Annotated in this window: 13 protein-coding genes and 1 pseudogene; 7 read left to right on the top strand and 7 right to left on the bottom strand. The window is 74.2% G+C overall.

From position 1 onward, the window contains the following. Positions 1–53 precede the first annotated feature (53 nt). The 4 genes from ACIOD1_RS15575 to ACIOD1_RS15560 form a co-directional block, all read right to left on the bottom strand. Complete coding sequence (locus tag ACIOD1_RS15575) at positions 54–1,361, bottom strand: MFS transporter (protein ID WP_401902682.1); 1,308 nt, start codon at positions 1,359–1,361, stop codon at positions 54–56. Further along, positions 1,358–5,347 carry an amino acid adenylation domain-containing protein gene (locus ACIOD1_RS15570; RefSeq protein WP_401902680.1) on the bottom strand — a complete coding sequence of 1,330 codons (3,990 nt, stop codon included), beginning with the start codon at positions 5,345–5,347 and terminating at the stop codon, positions 1,358–1,360. Before ACIOD1_RS15570 ends, ACIOD1_RS15575 begins: the two co-directional genes overlap by 4 nt. A gap of 104 nt (positions 5,348–5,451) precedes the next feature. Next, entirely contained in the window at positions 5,452–6,912 is a 1,461-nt protein-coding gene (locus ACIOD1_RS15565; protein WP_401902678.1) for an adenylosuccinate lyase family protein, read from the bottom strand. Further along, on the bottom strand, positions 6,909–8,129 hold the full coding sequence (locus ACIOD1_RS15560) for a Glu/Leu/Phe/Val dehydrogenase dimerization domain-containing protein (protein WP_401902676.1): 1,221 nt from the start codon (positions 8,127–8,129) through the stop codon (positions 6,909–6,911). Before ACIOD1_RS15560 ends, ACIOD1_RS15565 begins: the two co-directional genes overlap by 4 nt. Positions 8,130–8,481: 352 nt before the next feature. Between ACIOD1_RS15560 and proB the strand changes: the two genes are divergently transcribed. From proB to ACIOD1_RS15545, 3 genes are read left to right on the top strand one after another with little or no spacing between them, the layout of a single operon-like run. Continuing rightward, on the top strand, positions 8,482–9,621 hold the full coding sequence (gene proB, locus ACIOD1_RS15555; protein ID WP_401903068.1) for a glutamate 5-kinase: 1,140 nt from the start codon (positions 8,482–8,484) through the stop codon (positions 9,619–9,621). Further along, positions 9,611–11,233: an AMP-binding protein gene (locus ACIOD1_RS15550; protein ID WP_401902674.1), complete on the top strand. Its 1,623-nt coding sequence runs from the start codon at positions 9,611–9,613 to the stop codon at positions 11,231–11,233. Before proB ends, ACIOD1_RS15550 begins: the two co-directional genes overlap by 11 nt. Further along, positions 11,230–15,591, top strand: a complete 4,362-nt coding sequence (locus ACIOD1_RS15545; protein WP_401902672.1) for an amino acid adenylation domain-containing protein — start codon at positions 11,230–11,232, stop codon at positions 15,589–15,591. The genes ACIOD1_RS15550 and ACIOD1_RS15545 overlap by 4 nt, the downstream gene beginning before the upstream one ends. Before the next feature lie 195 nt (positions 15,592–15,786). Here the strand turns inward: ACIOD1_RS15545 and ACIOD1_RS15540 are convergent, their stop codons facing one another. The 3 genes from ACIOD1_RS15540 to ACIOD1_RS15530 form a co-directional block, all read right to left on the bottom strand. After that, a complete protein-coding gene (locus ACIOD1_RS15540; protein WP_401902670.1) occupies positions 15,787–16,506 on the bottom strand; it encodes a 4'-phosphopantetheinyl transferase family protein in 720 nt (239 codons plus the stop codon). Between the two features lie 10 nt (positions 16,507–16,516). Beyond that, positions 16,517–16,747 carry an acyl carrier protein gene (locus ACIOD1_RS15535; RefSeq protein WP_365627574.1) on the bottom strand — a complete coding sequence of 77 codons (231 nt, stop codon included), beginning with the start codon at positions 16,745–16,747 and terminating at the stop codon, positions 16,517–16,519. A gap of 79 nt (positions 16,748–16,826) precedes the next feature. After that, complete coding sequence (locus tag ACIOD1_RS15530; protein WP_365627577.1) at positions 16,827–17,687, bottom strand: aminoacyl--tRNA ligase-related protein; 861 nt, start codon at positions 17,685–17,687, stop codon at positions 16,827–16,829. A gap of 683 nt (positions 17,688–18,370) precedes the next feature. Here ACIOD1_RS15530 and ACIOD1_RS15525 point away from each other — a divergent pair. The 4 genes and pseudogenes from ACIOD1_RS15525 (at position 18,371) to ACIOD1_RS15510 (ending at position 23,849) form a co-directional block, all read left to right on the top strand. Continuing rightward, entirely contained in the window at positions 18,371–19,489 is a 1,119-nt protein-coding gene (locus ACIOD1_RS15525) for a phytanoyl-CoA dioxygenase family protein (protein ID WP_401902667.1), read from the top strand. Continuing rightward, positions 19,471–20,757: pseudogene (locus ACIOD1_RS15520) on the top strand (DUF6271 family protein); the annotation flags it as partial. The gene ACIOD1_RS15525 and the pseudogene ACIOD1_RS15520, both read left to right, overlap by 19 nt. Continuing rightward, positions 20,731–22,590, top strand: a complete 1,860-nt coding sequence (locus ACIOD1_RS15515) for a condensation domain-containing protein (protein ID WP_401903066.1) — start codon at positions 20,731–20,733, stop codon at positions 22,588–22,590. The pseudogene ACIOD1_RS15520 and the gene ACIOD1_RS15515, both read left to right, overlap by 27 nt. After that, entirely contained in the window at positions 22,587–23,849 is a 1,263-nt protein-coding gene (locus ACIOD1_RS15510; RefSeq protein ID WP_401902665.1) for an MFS transporter, read from the top strand. Before ACIOD1_RS15515 ends, ACIOD1_RS15510 begins: the two co-directional genes overlap by 4 nt. The last annotated feature ends 58 nt before the right edge of the window (positions 23,850–23,907 follow it).

Raw genomic sequence — 23,907 nt, 5'->3', positions numbered from 1 at the left:
AATCGAGCGGGGGAGCGAGGTGGGCGGGGGAGCGGGCGGGCCCGGCTCCGGGCTCAGGCGGCGCGGGCGGCGGGCCAGGCCAGCCGCCGCACCGCCGGGACCAGCGGTGTCGCCGCGCTGACCACCAGGGCGATCGCCGCGGCGGTGACCAGGACGGTCGCGGGGGACCCGTACGCCAGCAACTGCGGCACCGCCACCAGGGCCAGCGGGGACACGCCGAGCGAGATCAGCCAGTCGACACTGGAGACCCGGCCGATCAGCTCGCCGGGCACCCGGCTCTGCAGGGTGGCGGCCCAGGCCACGGTCGCGGCCGACAACACGGCTCCCACCACGGTGGCCACCGCCACGGAGGCGAGGACCGACCCGGACAGCCCCAGCACGACGAAGCCGCCGCAGACCACGGCCATCCCGCCGAAGATCAGCAGGCCCGGCGGGATCCGCCGCAGCCGGCCCACCAGCAGGCCGCCCACCAGGGCGCCGGCGGCCTGACTGCCGACCAGCAGGCTGTAGGTGCTCGCGCCGCCGCCCAGCACGTCGGCCGAGGCCAACGGCAGCAGGGCCTTCGCCGGGGCGACCACCAGCGCCACGCTCACGCCGAAGCTGGCGATGGACACCCACAGCCAGGGGTGGGCGAAGACGTACCGGATCCCCCCGGTGGCCTCCTTGAACAGGCCGTCGCCCGACGCGGCGCGGTGGGCCACCGGCCAGGCCCCGGCGAGCAACACCAGAGCCAGCGCCAGGGCGAACCCCGCCGTGCCCAGGCCCAGCGAGACGGTGGCGCCGACCGTGGCCAACAGCACCCCGCCGAGCGCCGCCCCCGCGATGCCCGCCGTCCGCAGGGCGATCGCCTGGAGCGAGTTCGCGGCGAGCAGCTCCGCCTTGGGCAGCAACTCGGTGAAGGCGAGGGTGAAGGCGGGCTCGAACGCCCCGTCGCCCATGCCCAGCAGCAGCCCGCACGCGGCGATCGCCCACACGCTCCGCCCGCCCGCCGCCACCTGGGCGGCCACCCCGGCGGTGGCCAGGACCCGGGCCAGGTCGGCCCAGAGCATCACCTTGCGGGCGCCGAAGCGGTCCGCGAGGGCGCCGCCCACCAGCAGCATCAGTACCGTGCCCGTGGCCTGCCCGAACAGGGTGTAGGCCAGCAGCGCCGGACTGCCCGAGGTGATGGCGTACCCGGCCAGGGAGACCTGGAAGACGAGGTCGCCGGTACGGGAGAGGCACTGGCCCGCGTACAGCAGCCGGAACCGGCGTCTGCGCAGCGGCGCCCGCAGACCGTTCCCGGATCCCGCGACCTCCTCGACCGCAGGCGCGGCGGGGGACACCGTCCCCGTACCGGTGTCGGGGTCGGTCGCGGCGCTCATCGGCCGCCGTCCAGCTCGGCGTTGACCAGGACGCACAGGGTCTCCAGCGGACCGCCCGCGTCCAGCATCGTGAAGTGGGTGCCCGGTGTGTCCCGGACGGTCAGCCGGCCGCCGCACCGTGCGTCCCAACCGAGGTCGTAGGGCTCCTCGACCACGTCCGCGCTGCGGTCCTCGGCCCGGAAGAGCACCACGTCCCCGTCGAAGGGCTCGATGACGTGCCGTTCCAGGGCGTCGCCGTTGTGCCGGTACGCCTCCAGCATCCGCCGCAGCCGGTCCTCGTCGTAGTCCGCGGGCAGGGCCCCGGAGGCGATGCCGCGCTCCAGCAACAGCCGGATCCGCTCCGGCTCGGGCAGTTCCCCGAGCGCGACGAGGTCCAGGTCGAGCTTGAGCCCCATCGTGACGAGGATCCGGGTCGCGTAGTCCTCGGTCGGGTCCAGGTCCATCCGCGGGTTGGTGTCCAGCAGGGCGACGAGCCCGATCTCCTCGCCGGCCGCCTTCAGCTGCCGGGCCGCCTCGAAGGCGATCACCCCGCCCATCGAGTAGCCGCCCAGGTGCCAGGGGCCGCCCGGGTGGACCTTGCGCATGTGCTCGATGTAGACGCGGGCCATGTCCGCGAGGGTGGAACAGGCCTCTTCGCCCGGCTGCATGCCCGGCGACTGCAACCCGTACACCGTCCGTCCGGCGCCGAGGGCACGCGCGACGGGAGCGTACCGCACCACGGTGCCGGCCAGCGGCGGGAACAGGTACAGCGGAGCCGTCCCGTCCCCCGCCTGGAGCCGCACCAGCGGACCGGCGGGCTCGGCGTCGGAGCCGTCACGGACCCGGCGGGCGAGCGCCGCCACGGTGGGCGCGCGGAACAACTCGTTGAGTTCCAGGGGCGATCCGAAGTGAGCCCGCACCGAGGCCATCAGACGGACCGCCGTGAGGGAGTCGCCGCCCAGGTCGAAGAAGTCCTCGTCGATGCCCACCGAGGCCCGGCCCAGGGCCTTCGCCCACAGGTCGCACATCTCGAACTCGACCCCGTCACGGGCCCCCGCGCCGGCCGCCGCGGTCGCCGCCCCGGGCAGCGGGCGGGCGGCCAGCGCCTTGCGGTCGACCTTGCCGCTCGGTGTCAGCGGGAACCCGTCGACCCGGACGTACGCCGACGGCAGCATGTGGTCCGGCAGCACCGCGCCCAGGGCCCGGCGCAGCCGCTGCGGGGACCAGTCGGCGCCCGGGGCGGGCAGGCAGTGCGCGATGAGCCGCTTGGCCCGGCCGGGGGAGTCGTCCACCACGACCACCGCGTCGACCAGCCCGTCCTGGCGGCGCACCTGCGCCTCGATCTCCCCCAGCTCCATCCGGTAGCCACGGATCTTGACCTGGCCGTCGCGGCGGCCCAGGCACTGGACGCGCCCGTCCGGCAGGGTCCGGCCGAAGTCGCCGGTGCGGTACAGGCGCAGACCGTCCCGGACCACGAACCGCTCCCGCGTCAGCTCCGGCTTGCCCCGGTAGCCGTCGGCCAGGGCCGCTCCGGACACGCAGATCTCCCCGGGCACGCCCGCCGGCAGCGGCTGCTGCCGGTCGTCGAGGACCACCACCCGGGTGCGGTCCACGGCCACGCCGATGGGGGGCAGGTCGGGCCAGGTGTCCGGGGTGCCGGTCAGGCGCTCCGCCGTCACCACATGGGTCTCCGAGGGCCCGTACTGGTTCTCCAGAGAGGCGGGCACCCGGGTGAAGAAGGCGCGCAGCGCGTCCGTCACCTGGAGCTGCTCTCCCGCGGTGACGACCTCGCGCAGCGACTCCGGGTGGATCCCGGTCTCGGCCGCCGCGTCGGCCAGTTGCTGGAGCGCGACGAAGGGGGCGAAGACCCGGTGCACGCGCTGGGCGTCGAGGTAGCCCAGCAGACGCGCCGGGTCGCGGCGCACCGCCTCGTCGACCAGGACCAGCGTGCCGCCGCTCGCCCAGGTGGAGAAGTGCTCCTGGAAGGCCACGTCGAAGCTGAACGCGGCGAACTGGAGGGTGTTCCAGCCCGGCCCGGAGCCCGAACGGCGCACCTGCCAGTCGATCAGGTTGGCGAGGGGCCCGTGCGGCATCTCGACCCCCTTGGGCAGCCCGGTGGAGCCCGAGGTGTAGATGACGTAGCCGAGGCCGTCGTCCGGGGCGCTCGCGTCGAGCCCGTCGCGGACTCCCGCGTGGACCTCGGTGGGGACCCCGCTGTCGAGGTCCTCGTCGAGGTCGTCGAGCCCGTCTAGGACGTCGTCCAGCAGCAGGACGTGCACGCCCTCGGGCACCGTGATCGTCCCGGCCACGTCGGAGTGCACCAGCAGGAGCTCGGCCCCGCTGTCCGCGAGCATGTAGTCCAGGCGCTCGCTCGGGTAGGCCGGATCCAGCGGCACGTAGCCGGCGCCGCTCTTGAGGACCGCCAGCAGGGCGACGGCCAGCTGGGGCGAACGGTGCGCGGACAGGGCCACCGCCCGGTGGGAACCGAGCCGGCGGGCCAGCCGGTCCGCGGCCAGCCGCAGCCGGGCGTAGCTCAGCTCGCCGCCGTCCCAGCGCAGCGCGGGAGCCTGCGGGATCCGCTCGGCGGTCCGGTCGAACAGCTCGTGCGCCGGAGCCTGCCGTACGGCCCCGCTCCCGGCTTCGTCCGTACGGTCCTCCCGCGGCGCGGGCCGGGTCAGCGCGAGCCCGCCCACCGGGGCGAGCGGGTCCGCCGCGCCGCCGCGCAGCAGGGTGAGCAGCGCCCGGGTGAACTCCCCGGCTGCGGCCGGGCCGTAGACGTCGGTGGAGTACTCCAGCGTGCCGCGGTAGCCGTCCGCCGCGTCCGGTACCAGGGTCAGGGTCAGGTCGAACTTGGCGGTGCCCGAGTGCAGGGGCACGGCGCGGCCGGTCGCCGCGCCCAGGAGCAGTTCCGCCTCGGGCGCGTCCTCCACCACCAGCATCACCTGGAAGAAGGGCGAACGGGCCGGATCGCGCCCCGGCGCCAGCGCCTTGACCACGGCCGGGAAGGGCAGGGCCGAGCGGGCCAGGTCGGCGCGCAGCTCCTTGCCGGTGCGGGCGACCAGTGCGGCGAAGGACTCCTCCGGCGAGATCCGGCGCCTCAGCACCACCGTGTTGGCCAGATAGCCGATCAGCTCCTCGGCCGCCGCGCTCTCCCTCCGGGCCACCGGGGTCCCGATCGCCACGTCGACGGTGCCGTCGTCGTGCGCGGGCTCCTGCGAGACCCGGGCCAGGAGCAGTTGGACGGCGGCGGTGAAGAGGGCGAAGGGCGTCGTGCGCTGCCTGCGGGCCACCGTGCGCAGGGCGGAGCCCAGTTCGCCCGGGATCTCGAAGCCGATCGTCGCACCCCGCTGGGTGGCGACCTCGGGGCGGGACAGCTCGTGCGGCCAGGTGCTCTCCCCGGGCGCCCCCGCCAACCGCTGTGCCCAGTAGGCCAGTTCCTCCTCGTGGTCGGCCGCCGCCTCGGCGAGGGCGATCCGGTGCTGCTCGGCGTGGGCCGGCAGCTCCCCCTCGGGCAGCGGTGCGCCGGCCAGGGCGGCCTCGTAGCCCGCGGTCAGCTCCCCGCGCAGCACCTCGGACGACCAACTGTCGAAGCAACCGTGGTGGACGACCAGGACGAGCAGCGACGCCCGGTCGCCGGTACGGAGCAGCCGGGCCCGCAGCAGCGGGAGCGCGGACAGCGACAGCGGCTCGGCGGCGAACTCCCGCGCGGCGGCCTCCACCTCCCGGTCGGGCCGGTCCCGCAGGTCCCGCACCTCCAACGGCACCGCGGACGCCCCGGCGGTGACCAGCTCGGGCCGGCCCTCGCTCACCCGGACGCGGCTGCGCAGCGTCGGGTGGCGGGCCACGAGCGCGCTCAGGGAACGGGCGAGGGCGTCGGTGTCCAGGGCGCCGTGGATCTCGTAGGCGACGGGGACGTTGTAGACGGCGGACTCGCCGCGCAGCGATTCGTCGAGCCACAGCGACTGCTGGCCGGGGGAGAGGGGGACGGTGGCGGAAACGGGGTTCATCGGATCATTCCTCGGAGGCGAAGCGGGCGCGGCCGGACCGCGGGGAAGGGACGGTGGGGGCGTGGGCCGGCGGGCCGGGCCCGGGTGTCGGACGGCCCCGGGTGTCAGGCGGCGGCGTCGGCCCGGCCGCCCAGCCACGCGCGGGCCCGCTCGGTCACCCGCCGGGTCAGGAGGACGGAGTCGCCCAGGTAGCGCGCGGGGTCGAACAGGACGTCGAGTTCGGGCCCGGACAGCACCCCGCCGAGTTCCTCGTCGGCCTCGATCAGCTCGCGCAGCGACCGCTGCTCGCTGATGCCCCGCTGGATCAGCTGGTAGATCCGCTCGTGGGCGCTCTGCTTGCCGACGTGCCCGGCGAAGGCGAGCATCAGGCTCTCGGTGGCGACCTGGTCGCGTACGGACAGGACGTTGGCCAGCGCGCGGTCGGACCGTACGGTCAGACCCTTCAGCACACGCGTCATGATCTCGCAGGCCGTCAGGGTGTAGTGCGAGACGTCCGGCACGCACACCCACTCCATGCGCAGCGTCCGGCCGTCGCGCTCGTGGTCGCCGCCCATCGCGGTGAGCGCCGTGCCGACCTGGGCGGCAGCCAGCCGGGCCATCACCACGATCTGCTCGCAGCCCTCGGGGTTGCGCTTGTGCGGCATCGTGGAGCTGCCCACCTTGCCCAGGTACCAGGCCTCGCGCACCTCGCCGATCTCCGGGCGGCCAAGCGTGCGGATCTCGTCGCCGATCCGGCCGAGGGTGCCGGCGACCATCGCGAGGGTGGAGACGTACTCGACCATCCGGTCGCGGGCCGCGTGCCAGCCGGTGTTCGGCACCGACAGGCCGAGCCGTTCCCCGAGCCGTTCCAACAGCTCGGGACCGCGGCCCTCGAAGCCCGCCATGGAACCGGCGCCGCCGAAGAGCTGGAGCGCCAGCACGCGCGGACGCATCGCCTCGACGCGCTCGGCGTGCCGGAGCAGCTCGTCGATCCAGCCGGCGGCCTTCAGGCCGAAGCCGATCGGCAGGGCGGGCTGGGCGTGGGTGCGCCCGAGCACCACCGTGGCGTCGTGCTCCTCGGATATCTCCACCAGCCGTTCCACCAGGCCGGCGATCAGCTGGAGCAGGTTGTCCAGCACCCGCTTCATGGCCAGCACCTGACCGGTGTCCTGGATGTCCTGGGTGGTGGCCCCGAAGTGGATGAACTCGCCGGCCTCCGGACCGCACACGGTCTGGAAGGCGCGCAGCAGCCCGACCAGTGAGTGCGCGGTCCGGCGGATCTCGGCGCGGACGCCGTCCAGGTCGAGGAGTTCCACGTGGGCGCTGGCGGCGATGCGGTCCGCAGCCCACTGCGGGATCATGCCGAGTTCGGCCTGTGCGAGGGCGAGTTGGGCCTCGACGTCCAGCCAGCTCTGGAAGCGGCAGACGTCGCAGAAGATCTCCCGACTGGTCTCGGTGGCGTAGATGTGTCCGTAGAAGCGGGAGTCGGTGATGTGACCCCGCTCGTGCGTACAGGGCACGTCGTCGGCGTCCGTGAAGTCCATGAGGCCGGTGGTGTCCAGGGCGGGAAGGGTGGGAGTGCTCAACGGTTCTCTCCGAGGGTGGCGCCGATGACGCTGCGGCGGGTACGGGCGGTGCGGCGCAGCGCGCTCTGGGAGTACGGGCCGGTGCCGTAGGGGCGCTGGCCGCGCTTGTCGACGGCCACCGAGGCGAAGTCGAGGGCGGCCTGCCGGGGGGTGGTGCGCAGGTTGCGGGCACGGCTGAGGAGGTCGTCGAGGAGGTCGTCCATCATCGCGGCGACGCTGTCCAGGACCTCCTGGGGCGTGGGGGTGGCCGTGGGGCCGAACAGCGCGTCGATGGAGGCGGAGCCGCCGATCCCGCCGATGAAGTCCGGTACCACCAGAACCCCGTGGCCGGCGAGTTCCTCCTCGACCGGGGCGCTCAGCCCGTGGTTGGAGCCCACCACGACCACCGGGCAGGGCAGGACGCGGGCCTGCTCCGCGCTGACGGCGTTCTCCCCGGCCGCCAGGACCAGCACGTCCGCGGGAAGGTCCAACAGGCTCTCGCGGGGCAGCCGCAGTGCGCCGGGCGCGAGGGTGTCGACGGCGCTGTTCTGGTCGCTGTCCAACATCCGCGCGATGTCCAGGCCGCGGGGGTCCACGACACAGGCGTGGGCGTCGGCGACCGCGGTGATGCGCACGCCGTGCTCCAGCAGGGAGTACGCGGCGGCCCGGCCCATGTTGCCGAAGCCCTGGAGGGAGCAGGTCAGGGCGGATGCCTCCAGGCCCTGCCGGCGGGCGGTGGCCAGCGCCGCGTGGGCCAGGGCGTGACCGGCGCGGCGCTGCCCCAGGGTGAGCGCGCCGACCGGCGCGTCCAGGGCCCGCAGCCGGTCGAAGAAGTCCCGGTCGTCGAGGCCCTGGGCCTTCTTCACGACGTACTTGATGGAGGGGATGCCCTCCAGGGCGGCCAGTTCCTCCAGCTCGTGCCAGCGGGTGCCCATGTCGCACCCCATGCTGAAGCGGCCCGCGAGCTCCTCGCGCAGGAAGTCCAGGAAGCGGCGGACGGCGGCGGCCTTGCCCGGGGAGGCCGGGTCGTAGTCGATGCCCGCCTTCGCGCCGTCCACGCCGAGGCCGAGGACGCGCTGCTTGAGGGTCATCCGGGAGGCCAGGGAAGCCACCAGTTCCTCGGTGACGCCGGGCTGGACGCGGAACCCGCCGGCCGAGATGTCGGCGGTGCGGCCGTCGTAGACGAGCCAGCCGCTGAAGCCTTCTACAGGGTCGGTGTACTGAATGGTGGTGGACACGACTTCCCTCTTTCCTCCGCACCGGATGTGGCGGCCGGTCGAGCCGACGGAAGAAATCTCGCACCGGCCGGTCGAAGGAAACAGATCCGGCCGGATCAGGAAGCTGCACCGGCCGTGCAGTTTCCTGTCAGCCGCCGTCCGGGCCCGTCGCGCGTGCGCTGGTAGAAAGAATCGGCAGGGCCGGGTTCAGGCCAACTCCACCGAAACGAAACACCCTTGAGGGGGCTCAGTCGTGCAGACAGTCGTACGGACGACCACGCGGACCGGGGACGCACGGGACCCGGATCCGGACCGCGGTCGGGGCCCGGATCCGGACCGCGGTGGGGTTCCGGCTCCGGAGCGGACGCGCACCGTGGTCAAGGTGGGTTCCTCCTCCCTGACGTCCGCCGTCGGCGGTCTGGACGCCGAACGGCTGGACGCCCTGGTCGACGCCCTCGCCGCCGCGCGGGGCCGGGGAGAGCTCCTGGTGCTGGTGTCCTCCGGGGCCATCGCCGCGGGCCTGGCCCCCCTGGGGCTGCGCACCCGACCGGCGGACCTCGCCCACCAACAGGCCGCCGCCAGTGTCGGCCAGGGACTCCTGATCGCCCGCTACACCGCCTCGTTCGCCCGCCACGGCATCCGCGTCGGTCAGGTCCTGCTCACCAACGACGACGTCGCCCACGACGGCCGGTTCGGCAACGCCCGCCGCACCCTGGACGCCCTGCTGGGGCTGGGGGTGCTGCCGGTGGTCAACGAGAACGACACCGTCGCCACCGACGAGATCCGCTTCGGGGACAACGACCGGCTCGCCGGTCTCGTCGCGGGGCTGGTGCGGGCGGACCGCCTGATCCTGCTGTCCGACGTGGACGGGGTCCACGACGCCGATCCGCGGCTGCCCGGCAGTCGGCGCATCACCGAGGTCCGCCACGGCGCCGGCCTCGACGGCCTCGACCTGTCCTCGCCGGGATCCGGGCTCGGGACCGGCGGCATGGCCACCAAGATCGCAGCCGCCCGGACCGCCGCCGACGCCGGCATCGCCGTCCGGGTTACCTCCACCGCGCGCGCGGCCGAGGCCCTGGCGGGCAGGCCGTGCGGCACCCTCTTCCATCCGCGCGGGACGACAGGACCCCTGATGCCCGTGACCGCGACGGACGGTCTGACGCCGGTGGCCGCGACGGACGGCACGGCTTCGGCCGCCGTGACTTGCGTGACCGCCGTGACTTGCGTGACCGCCGCGCCCGCCGTGACCGCCGCGCCCGAGAGCGTCGCCGGCGCGAACACGACCCCGCGCCTCGACGCGCTCATGGACATCGTCCGGGACGTCACCGGCCTTCCGGAACTCGCGGCCGGCGCACAATTCCACGACATCGGCGGAACGTCCCTCCAAGCCATGCGCATCTGCGCCCGATTGCGGAATCTGACGGGAATCGATTTCGCCCCGCAGGACGCATTCGAATGCCTTTCCCTGGAGGAATTCCTCCTGCCCGGCGTGGACATACGACATGTCGCCTGACCCCGCACCCGCACCCCTGCCCGCCCTCCCCGCCCCGCTCGCGGACCTCGATGCCGCAGGCGCGGACCCGGACGCGGACCGCGGCCCTCGCACCATCCACGCAGCCTTCGCCCGCCAGGCCCGGCTGCGGCCCGCCGCCACCGCCCTCGTCGAGGGCACGACCCGGACCCCGTACCGCACCCTCGACCGCGCGGCCGACACCTACGCCGCCGCCCTGTGGGAGCTGGGCGTGCGCCCCGGAGACCTGGTGCCCGTCCGGCTGCCGCGCGGCGCCCGCCTGATCGCCGTCCTGCTCGCCGTCCTCAAGTGCGGGGCCGGGTACGCCGTCGCGGACCCCGCGCAGCCCGCCTTCCGGCAGCGCGAGATCCTCGGCCGGCTCGGCGGCCCCGTCCTGGTCGAGGCCGCCCCGGGGCAGCCCGACGCGGAGTCGGCCACGGTCCGCCGGTCCGCCCGCTGGACCCCGCCGACCGAGTCCCTGGCGGAGGCCGCCGCCCGCCGGGTGCGACCCGTCCACCACGAGGTCGACGCCACCTCCACCGCCGCCGTCTTCCTCACCTCCGGCACCAGCGGCCCGCCCAAGGCCGTACTGTCCCCGCACGCCGCCACCACCCGGCTCTTCGGCACCGAGCCACTCGCCGGACTCGGCCCCGGGCGCACGATGGCCCAGGCCGCGCCCGCCTCCTGGGACGCCTTCTCCCTGGAGGTGTGGGGCCCCCTCACCACCGGTGGCACCTGCGTGGTGGCCCCGTCGGGCCACCTGCTCCCCGAAGACCTGCGCCGACTGCGCGCGGACGCCGGTGTGGACACCCTGTGGCTCACCTCGGCCGTCTTCAACCTGTTCGTGGACGAGGACGTCGAGGCCTTCACCGGGCTGCGCACCGTACTGACCGGCGGCGAGACGCTCTCCCCGCCCCACGTACGGTCCTTCCTGGCCCGGCACCCCGACATCACCCTGATCAACGGCTACGGCCCGGTGGAGAGCTGTGTTTTCGCCACCACCCGGACCGTCCTCGCCCCGGACTGCGACCGACCCGACGGCATCCCGATCGGCCGCCCGGTCCCCGGCACCGGCGTGCACCTGGTGGACGGCGAGATCTGGGTCACCGGCGAGGGCCTGGCCCTCGGCTACCTGGGCGACCCGGCCGCCACCCGGGCCGCCTTCACCACCCTCACCCTCGACGGCCGGCCCCGACGGGCCTACCGCACCGGCGACCGGGGCGAGTTCGACCCGCAAGGGGTGCTCCACTTCCTCGGCCGCACCGACCGCCAGGTCAAGATCGCCGGACACCGGCTGGAGCCCGCCGGGATCGAGTCGGTGGCCCGCACCGTGCCCGGAATCCGCAACTGCCACGTCCTGCCGGTCCCCGCCCGCGGGACCGGGACAGGCGAAGCCCCCGGCGGCGCGGCCCCCGACCACCTGGCGCTCTTCTACACCTCCTGGTCCGAGGAGCTCACCGCCGCCGTCATCCGACGTTCCCTCGCCGACCGCCTGCCCCGCTACAGCGTCCCCGCCGCCGTGTACCGGGTCCCCTACCTGCCCGTCACCGCCAACGGCAAGGTCGACCCCGCCGCCCTGCTGTCCACCCTCACCGCCGCACGGAGCACGTCATGACCACCGCCTCCTCCTCCGCCCCGTACCCCATGACGTACGAGCAGGAGTCGATCTGGCTCAACGACCAGCTGCACGACGGCAATTCGCGCTACGTCGAGTCCTGGAACCACCACCTCAGCGGCCCCCTGGACCACCGCGCCGTCCAGACCGCGCTGGCCGGCATCGTCGAGCGGCACGCCGGACTCCGCTCCCGGTTCGCCCTGGAGGACGGACGGGCCGTCCAGTACACCGAGGACTGCCCCCCGGTCACCGTCGAGCGGCGCACCGTACCGCCCGGCGAGCTGGACCGGGTGCTGCGCGAGACGGTCTCCCGGCCCCTCGACCTGACCCGCCCCCCGCTGCTGCGCGCCACACTGCTCCACCTCGGCCCCGACGAGGCCGTCCTCGCCGTCGCCCTCCACCACGCCCTGGTGGACGGCTGGTGCTTCCGCCTGCTCGACCTGGAGTTCAGCGCCCGCTACCGGGCAGCGCTGGCCGGCATTCCGCCCGAACTGCCGCCACTGGAGCGGAGCTTCGCGGACTTCGCCCACGAGCAGCGGTCCCGGCCCGACAGTCGGCACGAGGAGCTGCTCGCCCACTGGGAGCGGACCCTGGCCGGGGCGCCCGCCCAGTCCACCGTCCCCTCCGCGCACACCCGCCCCGACGCCCCCGACCACCGAGGCGGTCAGGTCCGCTTCCGGATCGGCGCGGACGCCGGACGCCGGACGCGCGCGCTCGCCCGCCTCCACCGCACCAGCACGTTCTGCGTCCTCGCCGCCGCGCTCACCGCCCTGGTCGCCCGCACCTCCGAGCAGGACGACGTCATCATCGGAACCCCCGTCTCCCGCCGCGACGAACCCGATCTCGAACCCCTCCTCGCCTGCCTCACCGACGTGCTGCCCCTGCGCCAAGGGGTGCACCCGGAACAGCCGTTCACCCATCTGCTGCGCTCCACCAAGGCCACCGTCTGGGACGCCGTCACCCACCGCGACATCCCCTTCGGGCACCTGGTGAAGGCCCTCGACACCGAGCGCGATCCGGCCAGGTTCCCCTTCTTCCAGGTGGTCCTGACCGTTGACGACGCCGCCGCCCCCGGCCTCGACCTCCCCGGGATCACCTCCCGCCCGGTGCGCGCCGACCACGGCACCGCCAAGTTCGACCTGTTCTTCCACCTGGTGCCCGAGGAGGGCGGCTACCTCGGCCTGCTGACCTTCGCCGAAGCGCTGTACGACGCCCCGCACGCCGAGCGCGTCGCCCAGTGGTTCACCACCCTGCTCGCCGACGCGCTGGAGCGGCCCGACACGCCGATCGGGGCCCTGCGGATCCTCTCCGACGCCGAACAGGAGCGTGTGGCGCGGGAGTTCGCGAGCGGCCCCGTGATCTCGGGAGAACTGCCGCCCGTGCACGAACAGTTCCGCCGCCAGGCGCGGCTCACCCCCGACCGGCCGGCCGTGTCCGACGGCTCCCGCACCCTCGGCTACGCCGCCCTCGACGCGGCCGCCGATCGGCTCGCACACCGGCTCGCCGCCCTCGGTGCGGGCCCCGGGCAACGCGTCGCCGTCCGCCTCGACCGTGGCCCGGACGTGCCCCTCGCCGTCCTCGCCGTGCTCAAGGCCAGAGCCTGCTGCGTCCCGTTGGACCCCGCGCTCCCCACCGGCCGGGCGGAGCTGCTGCTCGCCGACAGCGGCGCCGCGATCCTGCTCACCCGCACCGACACCACGGGCCCCCGACCGGCGGCGGACGGCGTGCGGACCGTGCTCCTGGACGCGCGGCCGAGCACACCGCCGGCCGCCGGGCCCGCCCTGCCGTCCGCGAGCCCCGAGGACCTCGCCTACGTCGTCTACACCTCCGGCTCCACCGGCGCCCCCAAGGGGATCGCCGTACCGCACCGGAGCCTGGCCAACCTCACGGACTGGCAGCGGCGCCGCTCCGCGCCCGCCCCCCGCACCCTCCAGTTCGCGCCCGTCGGCTTCGATGTCTTCTTCCAGGAGCTGTTCGCCACCTGGGCCGCCGGCGGCACCCTGGTCCTCGCCCCGGACGCCGTGCGCAAGGACCCCGCGCTCCTCCTCGCCCTCGTCGCCGAACAGCGCGTCGACCGGCTCTTCCTGCCCTTCGTCGCCCTCCAGCAGCTCGCCGACCACGCGTCCGCCGCCGGCCTGAGCTGCCCCGTCCCCGAAGTCGTCACCTCCGGCGAGCAACTCCACGTCACCCCCGCCGTCCGCGCCTTCTTCGCCGGTACGGGGGCGGTGCTGGACAACCAGTACGGGCCCTCCGAGACCCACGTCGTCACCGCGCACCGGCTGACCGGCGACCCGGCCCACTGGCCCGCCCGCCCGCCCATCGGCCGCCCCGTCCAGAACGCCCGTGTCGAGATCCTGGACCGCGCCGGCAGGCCCGTGCCCCAGGGCGCCCCGGGGGAGATCCGGGTCGGTGGCGTGCCCGTCGCCCACGGCTACCTGGGCCGCCCCGAGGAGACCGACCGCCGCTTCCTCCCCGACCCCGCCGTCCCGGGCGCCCTGCTGTACCGGACCGGGGACCGGGGCCGGTTCGGCCCGGACGGCGCCATCGAGTTCCTCGGCCGCGACGACGACCAGGTCAAGATCCGCGGCCACCGCGTGGAGCCGGGCGAGGTGGAGACCGCGCTGCGCGCCCTGCCCGGGGTCGTCCAGGCCGCGGTGACCGTCGTCCCCGGTCCCGCCGGGCCCCGCCTGCGTGCCCACTTCGTTCCCGTCCCCGGCCCGTCCGGCCCCACCCCGGCCGGAGTCCGCGCCGCGTTGGCCGCCGTCCTGCCCGCGTACTGCGTGCCCTCCCGAACCTTGGCCCACGCCGACTTCCCGCGCACCGCGAGCGGCAAGCTCGACCGCCTGGCGCTGGACCGCGCGCCGGCCACCTCCGGGCCCGGCTCCCGGCCCGGCTCCCGGCCCGAGTTCCCGTCCCCGTCGCCCCCGTTGTCCGCCGGGGCGCGAGGGCTCGTCGACCGGGCCTGGCGGGAGGTGCTGGGCGAGCGGCCGGCGCACCGGGACGAGAACTTCTTCGACGCCGGCGGGGACTCCCTCCTCGCCGTCCGCCTCGTGCTGGCGCTGCGGGCCGCGACCGGTGAGGCCCTCCCGGCCCACGCCGTCTTCGCCTCGCCCACCCCCGCCGCGCTCGCCGCCCGCCTCGACGGAGCGGCCCCGTCCGACACCCCCGCCGGCGACCTGGCGGCCGACGCCGTATTGCCCCCGGACATCCGGCCCGCGGCGCGCGTCGCCGCCACGACCGCCACCCCGGGCCGGCTGCTGCTCACCGGAGCCACCGGCTTCCTCGGCGCCCACCTGCTGTACGAACTCCTCACCCGTACCGGCGCCGAGATCCACTGCCTGGTCCGCGCCGCCGACCCCGAAGCGGCCCACGCCCGGGTCCTCGGCGCCCTACGGGCCCACCTGCTGTGGCGGCCCGCCTTCGCCGGCCGCATCCGGGCGGTCCCCGGCGACCTGGCGGCGCCGGGCCTGGGACTCGCCCCGGAGACCGCCGAGGAGCTGGCCCGTACCGTCGACGCCGTCTACCACTGCGGAGCCGTGGTCAACCTGGCCCACTCCTACGCCCGGTCGAAGCCCGCCAACGTCGACGGCACCATCGAACTGCTCCGCCTGGCCGCCCGCCACCGCACGGTGCCCCTGCACCACATCTCGACGGTGGGAGCCGTTGCCCCCGGGCCCGCCGCCGGACCGCTCGTGCGCGCCGACGATCCGCTGCCCGGCCCGGACCTCCTCCGGCACGGCTACGCCCAGAGCAAGTGGGTCGCCGAGAAGCTCCTGGAACAGGCCGCCGCCCGCGGTCTGCCCGTCACCGTCCACCGTCCGACCCGCATCGCGGCGGACACCGACACCGGCATCTGCCAGCCCTCCGACTACTTCTGGCTGCTGCTCAAGGCCTGTGTGGAAGCGGGCCTCGCCCCCACGGAGGACCCGGGGCGGGACATCACCTTCGACCTCGTCCCCGTCGACCACGTCCGGGCCGTCGTGGTCGCCCTCACCCTCCGCCCGGACACCATCGGCCGCACCTTCCACATCGCCGCCGACCACAGGCTCGGCCTGCGCACCGCCGTGGAGCGCCTACGGGAGCTGGGCCACTCCGTCACCGGCACCACCACCGCCGCCTGGACCGCCCACGTGGAGGCCCACCGCCTCCCCGCCGGCCTGCCCCTCCTGGCCACCCTCCGCGAGGGCACGTCGGAAACCGCCCTCCACTACGACACCACCGAGACCCGCGCGCTGCTCCCCACCCACACCCCGCCCCCACCCACACCGAGCGCCTTCGCGGCGGCGGTGTGCCACTTCACCGCCACGGGCTTCCTCCCGGCCCCGCCGCCCGCCGCCCCCGCCGCCCGGGACTCTTGACGACACGGCCCGGGCCGAGACGGCCCGGGTGAGCGGCAGAGCCGCGCGACGGCGTCGGCGAAGGGGTGAACTCCCGGACGGCCGACTCGATCACGGTGGCGGCCGATCGGCGCCGGTCCGGGGCGAACCGTTCGGCGACGGCCGTGGTCCACGCCTGGAACCGGTCGGCGGTCTCCGCGGCGGACGTCCGGGCCGTCAGCCCGGACCCCACAGCTGCGGTAGGACCGTCGTGGGGCCCGTCGAGGCGACGGCCGCGACGGCGGCCCGGTCGTGGTCCGACCACTCGGCGAGGGGGAGCGGCGTCTCCCGGCCGGCCTTCAGCAGGGCCTCCTCACGGACCCACAGGCGCAGCAGCGCCGGTCCGGGATCCGGTTGGGCGCCCGCCTCACGGAGGTCCGCTTCGGGCAACAGGCGGCGGAGCACCCGCAGGGGGCCGGGGCGCCGCGTCGAGGGCTCGACGTCGATGCCGATGGCGCCCGGGCCGACGGCCGCCGCGACCACGCCGTCGGCGTGACTCAGGCTGAGGCCCACCCCGGGAAGGCCGGGCAGGTACGGGCGCCCGTGGCCGTGCCGCCCGCACCCGGGGCAGAGCTGCGCCGGGCCCGACCGGTGCAGGGGCAGGCCGGTGTGGCGGGCGACGCACGAGCGCAGCAGGAGCCGCGCCGCCAGCACGTCCTCGCGGCGGCTCGGCACCCGTATCGCATCGAGCCGGCGCAGTTCCCAGGGCGCGAGCAGGCCCTCGTGCAACTCGGGGCGGGCGAGCACCTCCCGCGTGGTCGCCACCACCGCGAGGCCCGTGGCCGGGTCGCCCGCGTCGTGGCCACCCGCGTCGGGGCCGCCCGTGCCCCGGTCGTCCGTGCCCCGGTCGCCACCGCCCCGGTCGGGCGGGGGCGCGGGGTCCGGGTCGCCGGTCATCCGCACTCGCTCAGCCGGCGGCGCTCAGGAAGCGTTCGCGGACCCGGCCGAGGGTGCGGAAGTCGTCGATGGTGACCTCCTGGAGGTCGATGGTGCTGCCGGACAGCTCCTCCAGAAGGTCGATGAACTCAAGGAAGTCCATCGAGTCGATGAGCCGCGCCTCGATGAGGTCCTCGTCGGCGTCGATGGGGCCGTCGAGGCCGGGGTTCTTCTCGTGAAGCCACGTGGCGATGCGTTCCATGGGGAGGGTCGCTCCTTGCTGCTGTTGCGGGTGACATGTGGTGGGGCCGAAGCCGAGGATCGGGGGCCGGGGGAGCGGCTCAGGGACGGGCGGCTTCGCGGAGCCGCTCCAGGGCCTGTTCGGGGGTGCCGTGGGCGAGGACCATCGCGTGGACCCAGCGCTCGACGCCGAAGGCGACGCAGCCGCTGTACGCCGGGCCCTCGGAGCCGGCCCGGATGTCCAGCCGCTCGCCGAAGAAGTTGCGGTGCCGGTTGACGGAGGCGATGGCCGTGCCGTCGGGGGCGGAGAACTCGTGCTTGACGGGGTCCAGGGCCATCAGTCGGGCCCGGGAGCCGCCCTTGTCGTAGAAGGGGTCGTCGGCCACGGCCCTGGTCAGTTCCAGTCCGAGGCGCGCGGCGGCCTCCTGGATGAACACGGCACCGTGTTCGAGGTGTTCGACGGCCCCCTGCTTGGTACCGAGGTACAGGACCTCCCGCATGTGGAAGCCCCACAGGCGGCGCAGCCCGTCGTAATGGGTCTCATTGCGGAAGCAACGGCCTGTGGCGGAGAGGCGGAGGCCGTCCTCGCCGACGTCCCTGCCCTCCAGGGAGAGCAGCAGCCCGTAGCAGGTGGCGGAGGGCAGGAGGTAGCCCGTCGGCCGCAGCGGCAGCTCTCCCGGCGTCTCGCCGGTGGCGAGACCGTCGAGGGCCTCCGGGGCGAAACGCCCGGCGGAGACGCCGAGGTGGGGGAAGTTGCGGAAGAAGTCGAGCCGGGCCAGGCCCTCCACGGACAGCAGCGGCGGGCCGACGACCTCGGGTGCGTGGAGCCGTGCGGCCAACCCCGTGAGCAGGTCGTCCAGTCCGCGCAGCAGGGCGGTCCGGACCGGATCCAGCGTGATCAGGCCCGCACCCGGGCTCTTCAGGAACCCGTCCGGCAGGGCCGTGGTGCTGGGTGTGCTCATGGAAACCGCTCCCTCTGGGCGTGGGCGAACAGTCGGAGGTGTCGGCCGGAGATCGGGACGCGTGCGTCGCGGCGTCGTCGCGGCGCCGGTCGTGGAACCGGTCGTGCGACCGGTCGGCCCCACGGGTTTCCACGGGAACGCGGACGGAATGCGAACGTCCGCGAGCGTGGTCGCCGTTGACCGCGACGTGTGCGCAGCAGCGAAGGGACCGGCTGATGTCCCGTAAGCGGGACCGGACTGCGCAAAGGGGACACTAGGCCGTCCGTGCGCCTATTGTCTAGACCAAATTTCGGATGCGGTCGAGTGGTCGTCCGCGCCCGTCGGTGATCTTCGGGTTCCGAGAACTCCACCTGTTGAGAACCCACTTGGCAGCGGTTATGGTCTAAACCAATTGTGCTGAATGGCGTGGTCATCGGACCCGCGCCGCGGCCTTGCCGTCCGTCCATGCCGTGTGCCGTCGGCCCCCGCGCCGAGGCTCGCCCCGTGCTGTCCACCGGCCGAGGAGATGCGCGTGTCCCCGTTGCCCCCCGCCTCACCCTTCCCGCTCCCCGCCCGCTTACACGCGACCTGCCGACGACGCCCGACGGGTGCTCCGCGAGGGGTCGCTCGCGGTCCCGGCGCGGCCCGCGCCCGCCGCTGAGCCGGACCGCCTCCCCGACCGACTCCCGTTCTGGAGGGACCACATGACGACCCCCGCCCCCCGTGACCCCCGCCGCCCCCACCTCCACCGGGCGGCCTCGGACCGGCCGTACTTCAGCGCGGACGGCGAGTCCTACCTGGCGCAGACCACGCTGCGGGAGTTGAAGAAGTCGAGACCGCTGCGGGTGCTGTCCGAGGAGGACTTCGCGCACTGGCAGACGTACGGCTACGTCATCGTCCGCCAAGCGGTGCCGGCCGAGATAGCGGGCCGACTGCTCGACTTCACCTGGGAGTTCCAGGGCCTCGACCCGAGCAGGCCGGAGAGCTGGTACGAGGACCGGCCGCTTCGCTCCGAGTTGGACATGCAGCTGCACGTGTACGGCTTCGTGGAGGCCTACCACCACCAGCTCCTGTGGGACAACCGGCAGGCCCAGCGCGTCTACGACGCCTTCGTCGACGTCTGGGACTGCGAGGAGCTGTGGGTCACCCAGGACCGGCTCAACCTCAACCCGCCCAACGTCGGGAACCGTGACCGCGCCCTGATCGAGCCCACGGACCGCGGCTTCGACATCGAGCTGCACTGGGACATCGACACGACCCTCGGCGTCCCGCCGCAGCGGGTCCAGGGGATCATCGCGCTCAACCACACCCGGCCGGAGTCGGGCGGCTTCCAGTGCTGCCCGGAGCTGTTCCGACGGTTCGAGGAGTGGAAGGTCGACCGGCCCGCCGACCGGGACCCCCTGCGCCCCGACGTGGACCGGGAGGAGTACCCCGTCGTACGCCCCGACCTGAACCCCGGCGACCTGCTGATCTGGAACGGCCTGCTGGCGCACGGGGTGGCGCGCAACGTCTCCCTGGACCAGGTGCGCGCGGTCCAGTACCTGTCGATGATGCCCGCGCTCGAAGAGCACGAGCGGCTCAAGCGGTCCCGCGTCGAGTCCTGGCGGCACCTGCGGACCCCGCGCTGGAACCGGACCCTGGTCGGCGACCCCGTCCTGCACGAGTCCAAGCGGTACCCCACGGCCACCCTCAATGAACTCGGCAGTCGCCTGCTCGGACTCACGTCGTGGAAGGAAGCGCCGATCGAGGCGCCCGGCGACGTGAGCACCAAGTCCGGCGCCCCGGAAGACAGCGGGGAGCCGGCGTGCGCCGTGTCTGTCTGACCCTGCCCACCAACCGGTCCTGCGCCGCGACCATCCGGGCCGTGGCCGAGGAGGCCGCCCACGGCGCCCGCGGTTTCGACGTCGAGGTGCACCTGCTCGTCCTCGATTCCTCCGACGCCCCGGTGCTCGCCGAGCACCGGGAGGCGGTGGCCGCGCTGCCCGCGGTCCCCGGGGTGGTCGTGCACCACCTCGACGAGGACGGGCAACGGACCCTCCTGCGCGAGGTGATCGCCCGCTCCGGCGTCGCCGAGCCGCAGCGGACGCTCGACCTGATGCTGCCGTCCCGCGTCTCCTACGGAGCCTGCACCAACCGTGCCTTCCTCATCGCGGAGACCCTGGGCTGTACGTCCGTCCACCGGCGGGACTCGGACAGCCGGTACCAGTACCTGGACGGCGAGCCGGTCTTCCCCCTCCACCACGAGCTGACGGCCCTCGGGCGTCGGGCCGCCGAAGTCTCCGAGGCCGGCCTGGTGACCCGGAGCAGACTCGACCCGGCCTGCGCGGACCGACCCGTGGCCCTGGTCGGCGGCTCCTTCGTCGGTGAGATGTCCGTGGACCTGGAGGAGATCCGCCGACTCGACCCGTCCGTCTACGAGGAGGTCGTCGGCCTCTCGGTGCCCGCGGGCTATCCGGAGATCTGGCGGCGAAACCTGATCGCGGAGTCCTTCCGGGGCGCCGGAACGGCCGCGTTCACCGGCGACCACACCACCCTCACCAGCGTCAGCCCGACCCGCGTCGACATGTGCAACATCGCCCTCGACCGCGAGGTCTACGGACGGGTCCCCCTGCCACCCGCCACCGACACCATCGGCAGTGACTACTTCCTCACCCACCTGGTTCACGACGCGCGGCTGCCGGGAGTCCTGCACAACCGGCACATCGTCAACTTCCACACGAAGGAGCGCCGTTCCGACGCCGGCTTCCTGGCCTACCAGGGCCGGTTCGCCAAGTTTCTGCTCTTCAGTGCCCACTTCGACACCGTGTACGCCGCGACGAAGGCGGCCGGTGACGCGCTGCTCGACGCCGACGGCCACCTCCTGGCCCCCGTTGTGGCCGGCCTCGTCAGGGACGGCGCCCGTGCGGACCGCGCCGAGAACGCCGCACGCCTCGACGTCCTCGACCGCTCCTACCGGGCGTTGGGCGGCCGCTACGCCACGGTCGCGGACGCCCTCGTCTCCCGGCGCGAACAACTCCTCGACGAGGCCCGCCGGGACATGGAGGACTTCGCCCACCTGACTTACGTGTGGGCCGAGTTGACGCGTGCGGCCCGCACGACCCGCGAGGCCCGTGCTACCAGCGAGGCCCGCGCGCCCCGCAGTACGACGCACACCCTCACCGTCGCGTACGCGGGCGGTGAGGAGCGCCGGGGCCCCGTCACCATGGGGCAGGCCAACATGATCCGCTGCATGCTGCGGGACGAGCCCGAGCACATCAACATCCACGATGTGTGGCCGGTGCCCGAAGGGACCCCGACGGACGCGGCGATCGAGGCCCTGCGCGCCCTCGTCGTCCGGCACGAGGCACTCCGTACGACCTTTCCGCACGCTCCGGGCAGCGCGCCCCGCGAACAGGTCGTGGCGTCCGGGGGGACGTTCACGGTCACCGTCCTCGACCACGGGGAACTCCCCGGCGACCCGGCCGGATACGCCGACTCCCTGGCCCGTGCGGCCCGCGTCGAACGCTTCCGCCTCGACCGGGACTTCCCCCTGCGCCCCACACTCGTGACGGTCGACGGCGCACCCGTCTTCGTGACGATGGCGGCCAGCCACGCCGTGACCGACGTCGGCGCCCTCACGGTGCTGCGGGAGGAGTGGCTCGCCCTGCTCGCCGGCGAGACGCTCGCCCCACCGGCGACGCTCACCCCGCTCGATCTCGCCGCCGAAGAGGCGACCCCGGCGGGCCTGCGCAAGTCCGCGGCCTCGCTGCGGTACTGGGAGCGGATCATCCGCACCGAACCCCAGGCGATGTTCGCGGAACCGGGCGCCGAGGGCACGGAGGCACCGATCCCGAGGCTCACCCTCCGATCGACACGGGCCGCCCGCGCCCTGGCCCGCGTGGCCGAGCGCACCGGCGGTCTGCCGTCCACCGTGCTGCTGACCGCCTGGTGCGCGCTCGTCGCGCACCGTACGGGGCAGAGCGCCTGCGTCACGGCCGTCCCGACCTCCAACCGGTACCACCCCCGGCTCGCGCGTGCGGTGAACACCCTCTCCCAGGACGCCCTGCTCTCCCTCGACGTCCGTGTCCCGACCTTCGACGCGCTCCTCAAGAAGGCATGGGGGGCCGCGCTCAATGCCTACCGGCACAGCCAGTTCGACGCCCTCAGCCTCTGGGAGATGATCGACGAGACCACGTTCGAGCGCGGCAGCCGCTTCGCGCGCGACGTCGTCTTCAACGACGTGAGCACCCTCCCCGCATCCGTGGCCTCCCTCGTGGAGGAAGGGCCGCGCGCCGAAACCGTCGACGGCGGCCGGACCCCGGCCGGGCCGGAGCTGGAGCTGACCTGGGGCCCGGACCAGGTACTGCCGACCCGCGTCCTGACCTTCGTCTACGCGATCGAACCGCTGGTCCACCTCGCCCTGTGGGCCGACCCCGCACTGTTCAAGCGCGACGAGGCGGAAGGTTTCCTCACCGGCCTGGTACGGCTCCTGGAGGCGGCCGCCGAACGGGACGTGCCGCTCGCCTCGCTCACCGGGGTCACGGGCGTCCACCCGGTCGACCGCGGTCCGGGGTGGCGCCGGGTGGACGGCTCCTGGACCTCGCCGCCCCTCGTGGCGGCGACGCTGAGCGAGGCCCTGGCGGGCCTGCCCGTACACGTCACCGCCGACGCCGACGCCGACGCCGACGTCACCGCCGACGCCCCCGACGGCGCGCCGCCGCAGGACGCGCTGACGGCGTACATCGCCGCCGGCGACACCCCGCTCACACCGGGCGAGGCCCACACCGCACTGATGGACGCGCTCCCCGGCCGCCCCGGCGTACTGGCCCCGCGCCGGTACGTGATCGTCCAGTACCCGCCGGCGGAGGCGGACCGGAGCAGCGCATGGCTCCGGCAGCGCATTCTCAGCGAAGGGACCGGCCGGGCTCCGGCGGATGTGACATGACGACGAACGAGGCAACCGCGCGGCCGGAGCAAAGCTCCCCGCCCAGCCCGTGGCGCTCCAGCCGCTTCCGGCTGTTCTTCACCGCCCGCAGCACCTCGCTGCTCGGCGACGGCATGTTGATGGTGTCGTTGACGACCGCCGTGCTCGGGGCGGGCTACGGGGCGTCCGGTGTCGGCTACGCGCTCGCCGCGTGGATGGCGCCGATCGTCGTCCTCGTGCTGTTCGGCGGAGTCCTCGCCGACCGGTTCACCCCACAGGTGATGATGGTCGGCGCCGACGTGGTGCGCATGGTCGCCATGCTCGCGCTCGCGGTGCTGCTGATCACCACGGACGTACGGCTCTGGCACATCATGGCCCTGTTGGCCCTCAGCGGCGCCGCGACCGCCATGTTCCAGCCGGGCCTGGCGAGCCTGGTGCCCCAGGTCGCCGAGGACATCCAGCGGGCCAACGCGCTCCTGCGGATCTCCGAGGCCATCTGCACCCTGCTCGGTCCCGGCGTCGCCGGCCTCCTCGTCGCCTACTGGGACGTGGCCGGATCGTTCGTGGTCATCGCGGCGGCGTACGCGCTGAGCGCGCTCGGCCTGGCCCCGCTGCGCAAGCTCGGCACCGCCCGGGACGAGAGCGACGACCCGATGTGGCACCGGCTGACGACCGGCTGGCACGAGTTCCGCTCCCGCTCCTGGCTGTGGGGGGTCATCTCCATATGGGCGGTGTACGGGCTCTTCGTGTTCGGCCCGGCCCTCCCGCTGGGCGCCGCTCTGCTCACCGAACAGCACGGGGCCGGCGGATACGGTTGGATCGCCTCGGCCGACGGCGCCGGCACGATCATCGGCGGCCTGCTCGGCATGCGGGTCAGGCCGCGCCGCCCACTCGTCGCGGGGGCCTGCGCGATGTTCTTCTTCTCGCTCAACCCCCTCGCGCCGGCGCTCGGTTGGTCCTTCGCGGTGACCGTCCTCACCGGGATCCTGGCCGGCTGCGGGTTCGCGTTCTGGGGCGTCATGTGGGCGACCAGCGTGCAGTCCCACATCCCCCTGGCCGTCCTGAGCCGCGTCTCGGCCTACGACGTGGCCGGCTCCATCATGGTCATCCCGCTCGGCCGCGCCCTGGCCGGCCCCGCGGCCGAAACCTACGGCGCCGACCGCGTCCTGCTGTTCTCGTCGGTGGTGGGCGTGGTGTGCATCGCCGCGATGCTCTGTGTTCCCGCGATCCGCGCCCTGTCCCGCGTCCGGAAACTCCCGACACCACAGCCCACCACCTGACCCGGCCCCCCGGACACCCCGAACGGCCGCACGGCACGAGAACGGCGCTCGACCACCG

The organism is Streptomyces sp. NPDC088097, assembly GCF_044741845.1.
Taxonomy (GTDB): domain Bacteria; phylum Actinomycetota; class Actinomycetes; order Streptomycetales; family Streptomycetaceae; genus Streptomyces.
This window is presented reverse-complemented; position numbering and strand designations above follow the sequence as displayed.